This is a genomic window from Rhizobium sp. CF142, assembly GCF_000281145.1.
Lineage (GTDB): Bacteria > Pseudomonadota > Alphaproteobacteria > Rhizobiales > Rhizobiaceae > Rhizobium.
This window is the reverse complement of record NZ_AJWE01000014.1, coordinates 26949-43022: the sequence shown is the minus strand read 5'-3', so window position 1 is coordinate 43022 and position 16074 is coordinate 26949. Positions and strand designations below refer to the sequence as shown.

The 16074-nt window shown below is 60.0% G+C and carries 9 protein-coding genes; 2 read left to right on the top strand and 7 right to left on the bottom strand.

Annotated features, from left to right (window positions below; genetic code table 11):
* Positions 1 to 16: 16 nt before the first annotated feature.
* Both accD and PMI11_RS04325 read left to right on the top strand, forming a co-directional pair.
* A complete protein-coding gene (gene accD, locus PMI11_RS04330; protein WP_007813765.1) occupies positions 17 to 919 on the top strand; it encodes an acetyl-CoA carboxylase, carboxyltransferase subunit beta in 903 nt (300 codons plus the stop codon).
* A 30-nt stretch (positions 920 to 949) separates the two neighbouring features.
* Positions 950 to 2302: a bifunctional folylpolyglutamate synthase/dihydrofolate synthase gene (locus tag PMI11_RS04325; RefSeq protein ID WP_007813763.1), complete on the top strand. Its 1353-nt coding sequence runs from the start codon at positions 950 to 952 to the stop codon at positions 2300 to 2302.
* A 47-nt stretch (positions 2303 to 2349) separates the two neighbouring features.
* On the opposite strand, the gene trxA is transcribed toward PMI11_RS04325, so the two are convergent.
* The 7 genes from trxA to ahcY form a co-directional block, all read right to left on the bottom strand.
* Positions 2350 to 2670 carry a thioredoxin gene (gene trxA / locus PMI11_RS04320; RefSeq protein WP_007813761.1) on the bottom strand — a complete coding sequence of 107 codons (321 nt, stop codon included), beginning with the start codon at positions 2668 to 2670 and terminating at the stop codon, positions 2350 to 2352.
* A gap of 75 nt (positions 2671 to 2745) precedes the next feature.
* The gene (gene addA / locus PMI11_RS04315) at positions 2746 to 6291 is read right to left on the bottom strand and encodes a double-strand break repair helicase AddA (RefSeq protein ID WP_007813759.1); all 3546 of its coding nucleotides are present in this window, start codon (positions 6289 to 6291) and stop codon (positions 2746 to 2748) included.
* Positions 6284 to 9463 carry a double-strand break repair protein AddB gene (addB, locus tag PMI11_RS04310; protein ID WP_007813757.1) on the bottom strand — a complete coding sequence of 1060 codons (3180 nt, stop codon included), beginning with the start codon at positions 9461 to 9463 and terminating at the stop codon, positions 6284 to 6286. Before addB ends, addA begins: the two co-directional genes overlap by 8 nt.
* A gap of 3 nt (positions 9464 to 9466) precedes the next feature.
* The gene (locus tag PMI11_RS04305) at positions 9467 to 10198 is read right to left on the bottom strand and encodes a nucleotidyltransferase family protein (RefSeq protein WP_007813756.1); all 732 of its coding nucleotides are present in this window, start codon (positions 10196 to 10198) and stop codon (positions 9467 to 9469) included.
* Between the two features lie 12 nt (positions 10199 to 10210).
* On the bottom strand, positions 10211 to 11722 hold the full coding sequence (locus tag PMI11_RS04300; protein WP_007813754.1) for a bifunctional tRNA (adenosine(37)-N6)-threonylcarbamoyltransferase complex ATPase subunit type 1 TsaE/phosphotransferase: 1512 nt from the start codon (positions 11720 to 11722) through the stop codon (positions 10211 to 10213).
* Positions 11719 to 14304: a sensor histidine kinase gene (locus PMI11_RS04295; RefSeq protein ID WP_037070652.1), complete on the bottom strand. Its 2586-nt coding sequence runs from the start codon at positions 14302 to 14304 to the stop codon at positions 11719 to 11721. The genes PMI11_RS04300 and PMI11_RS04295 overlap by 4 nt, the downstream gene beginning before the upstream one ends.
* A 202-nt stretch (positions 14305 to 14506) precedes the next feature.
* Positions 14507 to 15907 (bottom strand): adenosylhomocysteinase, encoded by a 1401-nt coding sequence (gene ahcY, locus PMI11_RS04290; protein WP_007813750.1) that lies wholly within the window; start codon positions 15905 to 15907, stop codon positions 14507 to 14509.
* Positions 15908 to 16074 lie beyond the last annotated feature (167 nt).

The window sequence follows — 16074 nt, the reverse complement described above, 5'->3', positions numbered from 1 at the left end:
ATCAGGAGTATTCGAGTTGAACTGGATCACTAACTACGTTCGCCCGCGGATCAATTCCATGCTGGGCCGTCGCGAAGTGCCGGAGAACCTCTGGATCAAATGCCCGGAAACGGGCGAGATGGTCTTTCATAAGGACCTCGAAAGCAACAAGTGGGTCATTCCCGCTTCCGGCTACCACATGAAGATGCCGGCAAAGGCGCGCCTTATCGACCTGTTCGACAACGGCGAATACGAAGCTTTGCCGCAGCCGAAGGTCGCCCAGGATCCGCTGAAGTTCCGCGATTCCAAGAAGTACAGCGACCGTCTGCGCGACAGCCGCCTCAAGACCGAGCAGGAAGATACGATCCTCGCCGGTCTCGGCAGCGTGCAGGGACTGAAGCTCGTCGCGGTCGTTCATGAATTCAACTTCATCGGTGGTTCGCTCGGCATGGCTGCCGGCGAAGCGATCGTCAAAGCCTTCGAACGCGCGATTGCGGAGAAGTGCCCGCTCGTCATGTTCCCGGCTTCGGGTGGCGCGCGCATGCAGGAAGGCATTCTATCCTTGATGCAGCTGCCGCGCACGACGGTGGCCGTCGACATGCTCAAGGAAGCAGGCCAGCCCTACATCGTGGTTCTCACAAACCCGACCACTGGCGGCGTAACAGCATCCTACGCCATGCTTGGCGATATTCATCTGGCGGAACCGGGTGCCGAAATCGGCTTTGCCGGCAAGCGCGTCATCGAACAGACGCTCCGTGAAAAGCTCCCCGAGGGCTTCCAGACCTCGGAATATCTGCTGGAACACGGCGTGGTCGACATGGTCGTCAAGCGTCATGATATTCCGGAGACGCTGGCGCGTCTGTTGAAAATCCTGACCAAGAAGCCGGCTACGGCGGCAAATGATGCCAATGGAGTGATTGCTCTGGCGGCGAGCGCCTGAGCAGCAGATCTCACAGAATAGGGCGGGCCGATGACAGACAGAGGCCAGATCGTGGTGAGTGAGGCGGCGCAGGAAATCGAAAAGCTCATGGGATTGCATCCCAAGGGCTACGATTTGTCATTGGACCGCATCAAGCGCCTTCTGGAGGCGCTTGGCAATCCGGAGCGCAACCTTCCCCCCGTCATCCATATCGCCGGCACCAACGGCAAGGGCTCGGCATCGGCTTTCTGCCGCGCGCTTCTGGAAGCGGGCGGGTACAGCGTCCATGTCCATACCTCTCCGCATCTCGTAAACTGGCATGAACGTTACCGTTTGGGTGTTCCAGGCGGGCGTGGTCAACTGGTTGATGATGCCGTTTTCGCAGAAGCTTTGCGACGCGTGGCGAAGGCCAATGGTGGGGAGAAGATCACCGTCTTTGAAATCCTGACGGCCGTCACTTTCATCCTTTTTTCTGAACATCCAGCCGATGCCGTAATCATCGAGGTCGGTCTCGGCGGTCGTTTCGATGCGACGAACGTCATCGAGGATCCCGCAGTTTCGGTCATCATGCCGATTTCGCTCGATCATCAGCCCTATCTCGGCGACCGGGTGGAACTGATTGCTGCGGAAAAAGCCGGCATCATGAAGCGCGGCCACTCCGTCGTCATCGGCCATCAGGAGTATGACGCAGCCCTTGACGTGCTGATGTCGACGGCCGAGCGATTGCACTGCCCGAGCGCCGTTTTCGGCCAGGATTTCATCGCGCATGAGGAATATGGCCGGCTGATCTATCAGGATGATTTCGGCCTCGCGGATCTGCCTTTGCCGCGCCTTCCCGGTCGCCATCAATATGCCAATGCCGCAGCCGCCATTAGGGCTGTCAAGGCTGCAGGCTTTACCGTCACCGAACCGATGATGGAAAAGGCGATGGAAACGGTGGAGTGGCCTGGCCGCCTGCAGAAATTGACGGAAGGCAGGCTTCTGAGCCACGCGCCGGCCCGGTCGGAAATCTGGGTCGATGGCGGTCACAATCCGGGTGCCGGTGAAGTGATTGCCGAAGCCATGGCGAATTTCGAAGAGCGCCAGTCCCGTCCGCTGTTCCTGATATCGGGCATGATCAACACCAAGGATCCGGTCGGCTATTTCAAGGCCTTTGCCGATCTGGCGGAGAAGATCTATTGCGTGCCGATCCGCGGCAGCGAGGCAATGATCGATCCGGTGATTTTGGCCCACGCCGCCTATGATGCCGGTCTCGTGGCCGAACCGGTGTCATCGGTCATCGACGCCCTGGACGCCATCGCGTCGAGCGTCGACCCGGAGGCGCCGCCGCCGCGTATTCTCATCGGCGGCTCTCTTTATCTCGTCGGCGACGTGCTGGCGGAAAACGGCACACCCCCTAAATGAAAAAGCCCGGCATTTGCCGGGCTTTTTGCATCGAACTATCGATATCATCAGGCTGCGCTGGAAATCCAGTTGGAAAGCGCCGTCTTCGGCTTTGCGCCGATGGAGATGTCGGCAACTTCGCCGCCCTTGAAGATTGCAAGCGTCGGGATCGAGCGAACGCCGAACTGGGCGGCCAATTCCGGGTTTTCATCGATGTTGAGCTTGGCGACCTTGACCTTGCCGGCCAGTTCCGTGGCGATTTCTTCGAGGCTCGGAGCAATCATTTTGCACGGACCGCACCATTCAGCCCAGAAATCGACGACGACTGGTTCTGCGGACTCCAGAACTTCGGACTGGAAGTTGTTGATATCGACCTTAACGGTAGCCATAGGCTGCTCCTTTACCGGAATTTGCTGTTGCATAAGATGTGAGGGTGCGGTGCCGGAATTTCAATGTCCGATATTTCACTTTGTGTTGAGTCCTGCAAGTGCCGAAGCCAAAGCCTGTTCGCCAAGAGTATGGATGGTCGCATTTTCTGTATAGACCAGCATGCAATCGATCCGTTTGGCAGGATAGAGCGGCTTCAGTATTTCCCGATAGATCGCAAGCTGCGCCTTGTGCGCAAAAGGGATTTTATCTTCGCCTATCGGTGGAACGCGATTTGTCTTGTAGTCCAGAATGACGACGCTGTCTGGCAGGACAGCAAGCCGGTCAATCCGACCGGAGACGGCATACTCCCGGCCTTCCAGCGTCAAGGTTCCCATGATCGAGATTTCCGCCTGGGCATGAACGTTGAAGACGGCTTGAAGCCTTTCATCATGCAAAAGTTTCACAACCGAATCGACTAAAGCCTGCCGCTCTATAGCCGGCCAGAATCGTGCCGCGCGTTCAGCATAACGCTTCGCTGCATCGGTTCGCTCCTCCGCCGGAATATCGGGAAGAGCCTGAAGCATCCGATGGATAAGACGGCCCTTTTCCAGGGAACGATCGCTGCCCTCTTGATCGCCGAAGAGCGGTGAGGTCACCAGAAGATCATCGGCCTCCTCGTCAATGATCGTTCCGGCACCGGAAGGGCTGAGTGGCCGCGGCAATTGCTTCTGCGGCGGCAGAGGGCGGAACAGGTCCGGGGGAACCGTTTCGACCGTTGCCTGCTCAGGCGCACGATCCATTCGCTCGAAGCTGCGCTCGACCTGCGGCACACGCCAGCGCATGCCCTCCCACTCTCCGTCCGGACCTGCGAAAGTCGCGTTTTCCACATGCGGATGCTCTGCATCGAGCGCGGTAGAAATCATCATATGCCAGGTGTCGTTGTTCAGCCGCACGCCGCGATAACCGCAGACGATCAGCCGGTCGGCGGCGCGTGTCATCGCCACATAGAGCAGGCGCCGGTATTCCTCTTCGGCAAGAAGCTGGATGCGCGCTGCATCGGTCAACGTCAGCGAATTGCCGAGATCACTGACGGGAATCCACACCGGTATCGGCGGCTCGTCCGGCCCGGCATCAAGCAGCCGGAGCTTTGGCAGGTGAGTGTGGGTAAAAGCCTTGGAGCCGCCATCGACCAGAAAGACGATTGGCGCTTCGAGACCTTTGGAGGCATGCACAGTCATGATGCGCACCTCGTTGCGGCCCTTGTCCTGTTCGCGCTTCACTTCCGGCGCTTCGAGCTCAAGCGTCGAGATGAAGGATTGCAGGCCGGGGAGACCCGACGTCTCATGGTCGAGCGCAAAGGTCAGGAATTCGTCGAGGATATCGCTGACTTCGGTACCGAGCCGCGACAGAAACTGCCGCCGGCCGCCATGACTGCCGAGGACACGGGCATAGAAATCATGGACCGAAAGGCTTCGGGACTGGGCAAGAAAGAGTTCCAGCCTTGCGACGGCCGCGCCAAGTCTCTCATTGCCGTCAGCGGCATATTTGCGAAGGTGGTTCCAGACGCTTTCATGGTCGCCGCGCAGCGCCGCAACCGCAAAAATATCCTCCTCCGAAAGATTGAAGAGCGGGCTCTTCAGGAGAGCGGAGAGCGAAAGATCGTCTTCCGGCAGGAGCAGAAAACGGCCGAGCGCCAGCAGATCCTGTACGGCGATATGACTGGTCAGCACCAGACGGTCCGCGCCGGCGACGGGAATGTCGCCGCGCCGCTTCAGTTCACGCGTCAGCGCATTGACGAAGGCGTCGCGTTTGCGGACGAGAACGAGGATATCGCCGGCTTCTATGAAGCGTTCCTTGCCTTTTTCGACGATCGTTTCGCGTCCCACGAGAGTACCGATCGTGTGAGCGATGCGCCGTGCAAGAACGGCGGCTGGCGCGCTCTCGGGCGTCGCGTCGAAAGGAGCGGTCCAATCCTCATCCTTTATCACGACATCGGGCACGACCATTTCCCAGAGATCGACGGCACCAGGATGGCCGATACGGCTGGAGCGATGAACGACCGGCTCGGTGCCGAGGCCGCGCGCATTCTCCGGTGGGGTGAAGATGTGATCGACGGCGAGCAGCACGTCGGAGGTGGAGCGGAAGGACAGCGGCAGGCGAACAGTCGAGAAGGCGAGGCCGCTATTCTGCACGCGACGCTGCGTTCGTTCCTTCTCCTCGGAAAACCGCTCCGGCCGCGCGCCCTGGAAGGAATAGATGGACTGTTTCTCGTCACCGACGGCAAACAGTGTCCGGACGACAGGCCGCGAACTTTCTCCCGAGAAGAAATCCTCTGCCAGTGACTGGATGACGCTCCATTGAATAGGGCTCGTATCCTGCGCCTCGTCGACAAGGATATGGTCGATACCCTGATCGAGCTTGTAGTGGATCCACGGACCGACGCCGCTCTTGGTGAGCAGGTCGGCAGTGCGGGTGATCAGATCCTCGAAGTCGAGATGGCTGCGCTGCTTTTTCAGCTCCTCGTAATCCCGGTTCAAACGATCCGCGAGCACGAGAGCGGCATGAGTTGCCGTATACATCCGCATCATCTTCAGCCGGTCTCGACACGCGACGACATGTGCACGCGCAGAGGCGATAGCATCACCAAGCTGCGGCGCTTCGGCGAGCATCGCCTTGACGAAGAATTGCCCGTCCGTCTTCGGCTCGCCCTTCGATGTCAGGAAAATCTTTTCCAGAATCTGCGAGCGCGCCGTTAAATCCCGTTCGCGGACGATACGGCGCAGGCCTTCGGCAACATCCTGGGCTTTCGCTCCCCCCTTTGTTGCGGCAAGCGATAGGTAAAGTTCCAGCATCGCACCCGAGAGCCCAGGCAAGGGCCAGTATCGTTCGGCCAGTCCCTCTTCCGTATCATCAGGCATAAGGCCGAGCTTCTTGCGAAGCAGGCGATCGACGTTTCCATATTGCTCGGCTGCGAGCATGAAGCGGCGTATGGCATTTCTGTTGGCAACGATCTCGCCGAGCAGATTTTCAAGCCCGGATTCATCACCGAGATTCAGCGCATAGGTGAACGCATCGGCGAGCTCTCGATCTTTCTCGGGTCCCGTTGCCGTCAGGAGCGAGCGTCGTGCATCGGCAAGCAGCGTCTCTGCCGCTCGATCATCGAGAACCGAGAAATGCCCGGCGACGTTTGCTTCCAGTGGAAACTGATGCAGCAACGCTTCGCAAAAGGCGTGGATCGTCTGGATCTTCAGCCCACCCGGTGTTTCCAGTGCCTTGGCGAACAGTCGTCTCGCTTCCGCAAGCTTTAGGGAATCCGGCTCACGACCTTCGATCTGGGTGATGCGCTTGGCGAGTTCCTCATCGGAAAAAATCGCCCATTCCGCCAGCCGCTCGAAGACGCGGTTCGACATTTCGGAGGCGGCAGCCTTCGTATAGGTGAGGCAGAGAATGGCGGAAGGCCGTGCACCGGCAAGTAGCAGCCGGATCACCCGCTGGGTCAGAACATGTGTCTTGCCGGAGCCGGCATTCGCAGATACCCATGCAGAACGGGCCGGATCAGAAGCGATCGCCTGCTGGATCGTCGTCCAGCCGATCCAGGTACCCGGATCATCGCCCTCGGGAAGCGCCGTCGGATCATTCATCGCCTCCTCCTTCCGGGTCAGCGGTTGCCCATTCCGCAACGCGGGCAAGATGATCGTAATCGCCGCCGAAATCGAATTGTTGGGCGGGGATCAGCCGCGAGGTAAAACCCCTTTCGCCTGATTGCAGCAGGGTGACGAATTTCACTAGCTGGTCGATGGATTCCTCGGCAAGCTGCATTGCCGATTTTGCCTTGTCGCTGTTGGCCTCCTCATTATTGACTTTGTCCACCAGGAAGCGGCTGCCCGGCCGCAAGCGGACATAAAGGAGGTCGTTCGGTACGAGGCTGCCGGCATCGCGAAAGGCGCCGGCCTGAAGGGCCGCGGCCTCAAGCGCGAGCTGCGGGTCGAGCAAGGCGCGGGCCTGTGTCGGAGAGGGGTTGTAGCCAGTCTTGTAATCGATGATATCGGCGCTGTTTGGCCCCTTGATATCGATACGGTCGGCAACGCCGGTGAGCCGGATATCGATACCCTCGAGTTCGACGCCGCCTCTCACTTCCGTCAGCCTCTTCTGCACTTCGGACTGCCGCCCGGCTTCCCATTTGAGGAAAGCGCGCGCGACTTCGCGGAAGCGCGGCCGCCAGACGGCATCGATATGCGGCGGCAGGCTTTCCATATCGAAGAGTTCAGTCAGGATGACTTCCATCGCCGCTGCCGCTTCAGAAGTTCCGGCGAGATGAGCTTCGCGGACGAAGCGGTCGATGATCTTGTGGTAAAGCGTTCCGCGTTCCGCCGCGCCCGGATCGCGATTGAACGGATCGACAGGATTGAGCCGCAGCACGCGTCGCGCGTAGATGGAATAGGGATCGCGGCGTAGCCGACCAACCTCACTGAATGAATAGGATTTCGGCTGCAGTTCGCGCGGCGGCTTCGGAGAGGGTCTTTGCGCTGGCGCCTGATTGTCGCCGAGGTCGATCTGGTTTGCCCAGTGAACGAAGCGCTCGCCCCGTTCGCGCATTTGTTCCTCAAAATCCTCGCCGCCAAGCGCCAGCAGCCGTTGCAGCCACCGGGAGGCGACCGTTGGCGTCGAACCCTGGCGCAAGGCGCGTGAATAGATCAGATGGCGCGTGCCGTTCGCCATCTCGAAGTCATGCGCCAGCTGGCCGATGCGCCGTTCCGGCGGCTCCAGCCCGATTTCTGTTTTCATCATACGGGAGACGAAGGGATTGTTGGCGGTCTGTCCAGGCCATGATCCTTCGTTGAGACTGCCGAGGATCAGTGTATCGACATTCTGCAGGCGCGCTTCCAGCGTACCGAAAATAAAGAGGCGAGGGTGGCTGAGAGCACCGGGCTTGACGGCATGGCCGGCGGAGAGTGCCACCATGATATCGATCCATTGCGGCCCATCCGCTTCCATCTGGCCGTCGGTATCGATGACTTCGCCAAGCAGGCTTGCCAGGGCATCGCCCGCTTCACCAGACCAGAGGCTTGCCAGATTGCCATGTTCATCGGCAGCGATACCCTCCAAGGTGCGGCCCGTCCGTTCGGCCCATTGCGAGAGCGAGATGCCCGTCGTCAGGTCCCCACGATGCCGCACGAGCGCCGATACCAGTGGCTCCACGGCATGTTCAACTTTCTGGGCCAACCTGCGGGCCATCTCCGCCGCTTCAGATGGCAGCGATTTGCGCCACGCCGGCGTGTGCCTGTCGAGCGCCTGCTCCGAAAGCTGATGGTCGAGCAGCCGTTCGAGCGATCCGATATCCACTTCTGTCACGCCGCCGCGCAGCGCGAGCAACTCCAATGCCTCGACAGCCCCGGTCAGAAAGCTGCGCTCCAGCCCGAAACGGGCAAGCGGATGTTTGAGCAGCGAAACGATGGCGACCGGATCGCCGGGACGCAGCGTCGATTCCAGGAGCAATTGCAGCAGCGTCCCCTGCGGCGTTGCCGCAAGTGGCGTACCGGCTGAATCGTCGGCGAGAATGCCGAAGCGGGAAAGCTCCGCCATAACACGGCGCGCCAGATTGCGGTCTGGCGTAATAAGCGCAGCCCTGCTTTCGCCATCTCTGCCCGGCTGTTCCAGCGAAAGCCGCAGAGCAACGGCAATCGCCGTCGCCTCTTCGCGCTCGTTGGCGGCTTCGATCATCGATACGTCCGCGAATGCCGCGGCAACCGTTCCTTCCGGCAGGTTCTTCTTCCAGTCGCCCCAGCCGCTCGTCGCCTCCGATGGAGTAAGCGCCCGCGAGAGGACCTCCGCGCGAGAGCGCAGATCGGCTTCCGCTTCCTCGATCGGCTGAACGTCCTCGCGGGTGAGTTTCAGCCGCTTAAGCAGAAGGGAAAGACCATACTGCGGATGTGTGCGGCTTGCTGGGTTGGCCCGTTGACCCGGCAGGAGATCAGGAGCGACCAGAGACCAGTGCTCCTCCGGCATGGAAAGGTCGAGGCCAGGCAACACGATCACGCCTTCCGGAAGGTTTGCCACGGCGCCAATGAGATCAGCCGTGGCAGGAAGCGAACCCGTCGAACCGGCAATGATGATCGGACCGGCAGGCTTCATCATCGAGAGCCGGCCGGCCTCGGCGCGCAGAATGGCATTGCGGTGGCGGGCCGGCGACGATCGGCCAAGTTCGATCAAACGGTCCGGCCAGAAGGCACTGGCGATCTGCAGGAATTCCGCCGTCAATTGCCACCAGGCGGCATAGTCGCCCGTATCGAGCTTGCCGAGCTCGGACCATGCAAGATCCTCGGTTTCGATCGAATCGATCAGTTCCGCCAGATTGCGGGCAAGCCAGATGGCATCCGCCGGGCTTGCCGGTGCGACGAGAGGCGATTCCGAATGGATGTGTCGGACGATCTCCGGCAGCTTGTTGCGCCAGGCAAGGATCAGCCGCGCCAGTTCCAGAAGGCGCGCGGTATTGGAAAGCGGCTGTGCAAGATCGATCGTCGTGGGCAGCGCCTCGTCAAAATAGCCGCTGTCGTCATCTGTCTCTCCCAGTGGCCGGATGACCGGCAGGATCGCCGAACAGCCGCCGAGCAGATCGACGAATTCCGAACGCAGCACGCGTACCGCGCGCCGGGTCGGTAGATAGATCGTCACCTTGGCAAGCGATAGCGGATCGGCGGGATCATGCCGGAAAAGCGGTGTTAGTCGTCCGTCACAAAGCGAACTTGCCAGCGTCTTCAGGAAGGGAAGCCCGGATGGGATCGTCAGAATGCGTGGCTGGTGCCGCTCGGTCATGCGTCACGCAAACGTCCGGTACCGCCGGATCGTCTCCTCCGCATCGTCAATCGCATCAGGCGTGCCGACCGTCAGCCAATGACCTTCCATCATCATGCCGAAAAGCCGGCCGCGGGCGATCGCCTTGTCGAAATAGATATTGAGGTTGAAGGGTTCTTCGGATGCGTCGTCCAGCAGCGCGGGGCGCATGACGATCGCACCGGCATAGACAACCGGATTGGAGGGATCGTCGCGATAGCGCGTCAATCGACCGTCGGGCCCCAGGCTGAAGTCGTTCTTGCCGTTATGACCCGTCGTGTCCTTGATGCGTACGCACAGCAATGCCATATCCATGCGCTCAGCATCGAAGAATCCGGCTAATCGACTTAGATTGCTCGGGCGACCCGCAGGTTCGCCGATCCAGAAAAGATCGGCATTCATGACGAAGACCGGTTCGCGGCCAAGCAGCTTCAGCCCCTTTGCCAGCCCGCCGCCGGAATCCATCAGCGCCTCGCGCTCGTCGGAAACGAGGATATCAAGCCCGGGATAGCTCTTAAGGTGAGCTTCCATCTGGTCGGCGAAATGATGGACATTGACGGCAGCTCGCTCTACGCCGGCTTCGACAAGCGAATCCAGCGCGTAGTCGATCATCGGCTTTCCGCCGATCTTCACCAGAGGCTTCGGAATCGTGTTGGTAATCGGGCGCATGCGGGTTCCGAGCCCCGCGGCCAGTACCATGGCTTGTCTGATGGTCATACTAATCCGGTCTTATGATTCGACTGGGACTATTCCAGCCCTTGCGCACCATTCGCGCAAGGGGGCAAGCGCCTCGTGTTCCAGCGCCACCTTCAGATAAGACAGCGTACGCGGCATATGTTGCAGATAGCCGGGTTTGCCGTCCCGCTGCAAGAGCCGCACCCACAGGCCGGCAAGTTTGCAGTTGCGTTGCGCCGACATGATAGCCCACGCCTTCATGAATCCAGCTTCGTCGAAGCCGCCTTGGGTGCGTCGGAGCGAAAGATAGTCATCCATCAACTGCTGGAAGAGATCCGGTTCGATCGTCACGCGCGCGTCCTGAACGATGGAAGCAAGATCATAGGCGGTTGGCCCGATCATAGCATCCTGAAAGTCGATGATGCCGATCTTGCGGATGCCGCTCTCCCCTTCGCGCCAGATGATATTCGGCGAATGGAAATCGCGCAGCAGCAGGTTCTTCTCGGCCGATTGCAACTCGTCGATCAGATTGTCCCAGATCGCCAGATAATCGTCACGCTCGGCATCCGTCGGCGCCGTGCCCCGTTTCCAGGCGATATGCCAGTCGAGCACGAGCCGCACTTCCATCTTCATGGCGGTGCGATCGAAATCCGGAATGTGATGCGTATGTGTGGCCGTAACCGGGATATCCTGCGGGATCTGTATCGAATGAAGATGGGCAAGGCAGGCGACACTCGCGCGGTAACGCTCGGCAATCGGCTGGCCGTTTTCGTCCAGAACGCCTTCAGTGCCGAGATCCTCGATCAGCAGGATGCCCTGCTCGTAATCGACCTTTTCGATCATCGGCGTAGCAAAACCACGTTCGCGCAACGCATCGGCGATCGCGACGAATGGATAGGCGTCGACCGCCAGATGCGCAACCTTGGGATAGGGCTTGCCGTCATAGATCGGCGGGCCTTCCGGAGGGGGCCTCCAATCCATAAGGATTTTCCGTGTGCCGTCGCTCAGATGGAAATATTCATAGGCCCGAAGCGAAGCGTCTCCTGTCAGGAATCGCCGCTGGGAATCGCCATAACCTGCATCTGTCAGGAATCTCCGGATTGCGAGAACACGATGGATGCGGGCCGCCGCCTTCTCTGGTGCATTGATCGTCACGCGACGACCGGCACCCTCATGTTCCAGCCGCAAGGAGATGCGCGACACGGGCAGCTCAGCTTCCGCCATCTCGGGCCATTCGATGATGCAGATGCCGTTTTCAAGCGCTTCGTCGAAGCCGAGCTCCGTCAGTTCCGAGGGGTCGCCGAGCCGATAGAGATCGAAATGGGAGACGGGAATGCGCAGATCGTAGGATTGCACCAGCGTGAAGGTGGGGCTCGGAACTTCCAGCCCGTCATCATCAGCCATGGTGCGCAGGAAAGCCCGCGCCAGCGAGGATTTTCCGGCGCCGAGATCGCCCGAGAGCGCCAAGCAATCACCGGCCTTCAGCGCCAGCGCCAGATCATTGCCGAGGCGGAGGGTTGCCGCATCGTCTTCCAGAAAAAGCGAGATGACGTCGCCTTGCGTCATTCGGCAGCGACGGAATGCGGCAGGTTGATGGAAGGGATGCGGCAGGTCACCGTTGTTCCCCTGCCAGGCTCGCTGTCGATGCTGACTTCGCCATTATGCAGGCTGACGAAGCTGTCGACGATCGAGAGGCCAAGCCCCGCACCGCCGCGTTTTCCGCTCTTCGCACCGGTTGCGAAACGGTCGAAGACGGTAGCGATCATGTCGGGCGAAATGCCGGGGCCGCGATCCCGGACGGAGAAGACGAAATCCGTGCCCTCGCGACGGCATTCCAGTGCGATCGATGCGCCCTCGGGAGAGAAGTTCGCAGCATTGGCGAGAAGTTTCAGCAGGATCTGCTTCAGCCGCTGCGGATCGGCAACGATCGAGCCCAGATAGGCCGGCGCGGTGATCTCCAGCGAGACGCCGCTCTCCTGCAACCGGTCGGCGATCTGCATGGAAACGTCGTCGAGAAGGTCGGCGAGATCGATTTCTGCATAGTTCAGCCGCATGATGCCGGCATCGACGGTCGCGAGATCGAGGATGTCATTGACGAGCGTCAAGAGCACCGAGGACGAGGTGGCGATATGGTCGATATATTCGGCCTGCCGCTCGTTCAGCGGCCCCACGCCCGGCGTGCGCAGCAGATCGGTAAAGCCGATGATGTTCGTCAGCGGCGAGCGCAGCTCATATGAGACATGCTGCACGAAGTCATTCTTCAGCTCGTCCGCCTTGCGAAGCGCTTCGTTCTTTTCCGTCAGCGCCCGTTCGGCCCGTACGCTGTCGGTCATGTTGACGAAGGTCAGCATGGTCTGAGCGTTGGGCAGCGGGATGACAGCAAAGTCGAGCACGAGGCCGGACAATAGTTCAAGCGTTCCCTGGCTGGAACGGCGCTCGTCGTCGAAGCTGGTGATCAGCTCTGCAAAGGTCTTCCAGCCGTCGGGCTGGTCATAGGACGGGGCGCAAGCCTCACCGATGCCGCGGATATGCGTGCCGGGCTTGGCTTCAGTCTCCGTGATGCCCCAGAGCGCCCGGAATGCCGGGTTGGAGAGGCGGATACGGCCGTCAGGCCCGAAGACGGCAACGCCTTCCGAAAGGTGATCAATCGTCTCGCCCTGTACCTTCACCAGCGTATTGTAGCGCGTTTCGAGATCGACCTGCTCGGTCAGGTTCTCGAAGACCCATGTCGCGCCACCCTGCGGATGCGCGGTCGCAAAGACGCGCAGTGTCTGCCCGTTCGGCAGGTGCCATAGGTCAGATTGCGTATCGAGCGAACGATAGACGGAAAGCGCCGTTTCCTTCCACGATTTCCAGTTCAGCTGGTCCGGCAGTTTCTTGGCTGCACGAAGGCGTTCCAGAAGTTCGCTATTGTCAGGCTTGCTTTCGAGGAACGCGATATCGAGCTCCCAAAGCGAGACGAAGGCCTGATTGTAGAATTGCAGCCGGCGGTCGCCGTCGAAAATGGCGACGGGTGTCGCCAGATGATCGAGTGTTTCAGCATGGCTTTTAAGCGTCCGCTCCAGTTCGGCGCGAACCGCTTCGATATCGGAAACATCGACGGCAAGGCCGGCCGAGCCGCTGGGGACCTTTACGTCGACCACATCAAAGAACGTGCGGTTGCCGCGCACGACTGTTGAAATCGTGTCATGGAAAGGCGATTCCGGCGTTGCCGCGGCGTGGATGCGCTCGCGGGCAATGGTCGTCAGGATTTCACGGCCTTCATTGACGGCCTGCTGCGGTGATTGCGCTTCCACGGCATCGCCATAGGCATGGTTTACCCATGTCAGACGACCGGCGGTATCGCGTTGCCAGGCCGGCATGTCGATGGCGTCGAGCATGCTCTGGAAGGCGGAGATCGACGTCATCAGCCGATCGCGCTCGATCTTCAGTTCAGCCAGCTCGGCGCGCAGATTGTTGAGCGCCACGAAGCGTACGAAGGCACGACCGCCGGAAACCCGGCCTTGTGCTTCGATTACCTCGTCTCTGATAGTCTCGATCACCATGTCGAAACTTTCGGCCTGTTCACGGAGACGGCCGACCGCCCGCTCCAGCTCAGAAGCCGATCGCGCCTTCAGCCAGAGACCGAAGGCAAGGAATTCATTGTCCTGTGGAGCGCCGGTTTCCGGCGGAAGCTGGCCGAGCAGTTCTGGCCGGGCGACGCCATCCCAGATGACGATGCGCCGGTTCTTGTCGGCAATGAGCGCCTCATATTGGGAGATGCGCTGCTGCGCGTCCGAAAGCGCCGAGCGGATTTCGCGGCTTTCATTTTCGAGATTACCGCGCTGGCGCACCAGCCAGAGCGTCGAAAGCAGGGCGGCCGAAATGACGCCAATGACGACGGAAAGGCCGACAACCTGCGAGGAGGTGAAAAGATGTGCCGACGCACCAATACCTGGCTGCGCCTGCGCCAGAACCGGCCAAGCCGGTACGACGACTGCAGTGCTCGCAGCGCACAGCTTTGCAATACGTGCCAAAGACCAATGCCTTTGCCTTGCGGTCACAGGGACCGCGGCAAACCTATATTTTTGGCCTGCCTGAAGCGGGCGGTCAGCGGCATATGCGCGACCCTCCACCTGGCTGGGCAGGTTGTGTTTCATTTCCGACATCCTCGGTATGTCTCCGTCCTTTAATGTGCCGCATCACGACAAGACATCCCATTTTCGTGGAACACGGAGAGCTCCGAAGCCACGAATCAAGTCTCAAAACAATACTTCGGAAGGGAATCGTCGGAAAGAGAGCGCCCAAAAAATAAGCCCCGGCATTTGTCAATGCCGGGGCCACCACATCTTGTGGATATCGAAGACGAAATCAGTACCTGTAGTGGTCGGACTTGAACGGACCCTGCGGCTTCACGCCGATATAGGCAGCCTGCTCTTCGCTGAGCTGGGTAAGCTTTACGCCGAGCTTGTCGAGGTGCAGGCGCGCAACCTTCTCGTCGAGATGCTTCGGCAGGATGTAGACCTTGTTCTCGTACTGGCCGGGCTTGGTGAAGAGCTCGATCTGTGCCAGCGTCTGGTTGGTGAAGGAGGCCGACATGACGAAGGACGGATGGCCGGTTGCGTTGCCGAGGTTCAACAGGCGGCCTTCGGAGAGAAGGATGATGCGATTGCCCTTCGGGAACTCGATCAGGTCGACCTGCGGCTTGACGTTCGTCCACTTCAGGTTACGCAGCGCGGCGACTTCGATCTCATTGTCGAAGTGTCCGATATTGCCGACGATCGCCATGTCCTTCATCTGACGCATATGGTCGATGCGGATGACGTCCTTGTTGCCGGTGGTGGTGATGAAGATATCGGCGGAGGAAACGACGTCCTCGAGCAGAACGACTTCGTAACCGTCCATGGCGGCCTGCAGGGCGCAGATCGGATCGGCTTCCGTGACCTTGACGCGGGCGCCAGCGCCGGAAAGCGAAGCGGCAGAACCCTTGCCAACATCGCCGTAACCGCAGACGACGGCAACCTTGCCGGCCATCATCACGTCGGTGCCGCGGCGGATGCCGTCAACCAGCGATTCCTTGCAACCATACTTGTTGTCGAACTTCGACTTGGTGACGGAATCGTTGACGTTGATCGCTGGGAACGGCAGGAGGCCCTTCTGGCTGAGCTGGTAAAGACGGTTGACGCCCGTCGTGGTTTCTTCGGTGACACCCTTGATGGCTTCACGCTGCTTGGTGAACCAGCCGGGCGAAGCGGCGAGGCGCTTCTTGATCTGCGCGAAGAGGATTTCCTCTTCTTCGGAATGCGGGTTGGAGAGAACGTCCTCACCGGCTTCGGCGCGGGCGCCGAGAAGGATGTACATGGTGGCATCGCCGCCATCATCGAGGATCATGTTGGAGAAGCCGCCATCGGCCCACTGGAAAATCTTGTCGGTGTAAACCCAATAATCCTCGAGAGACTCGCCCTTGATGGCGAAGACCGGAACGCCGGAAGCGGCGATCGCCGCAGCGGCATGGTCCTGCGTCGAGAAGATGTTGCACGAAGCCCAGCGGACTTCGGCGCCGAGCGCGACCAGCGTCTCGATGAGAACGGCCGTCTGGATCGTCATGTGCAGCGAGCCGGTAATGCGCGCGCCCTTCAGCGGCTTGGAATCACCGAATTCGGCGCGGCAGGACATGAGGCCGGGCATTTCGGTTTCGGCGATGGTGATTTCCTTGCGGCCGAAATCTGCAAGACCGATATCGGCGACAACATAATCTTTTTCAGTGCTCATAGGACTCTCCAGGCTGAAAACGTCTCAAAAACATCGCAAGGACGCGACGATGACCGCAACGGATCGAACACGTGCGGAATGCACGTCATGCTCGCCGTTTAGCAGGCTTCAGCCGGGAAGGCAACGGGGATATAAAGAAGTCTTTATATCTTTATATGGCGCTGAAG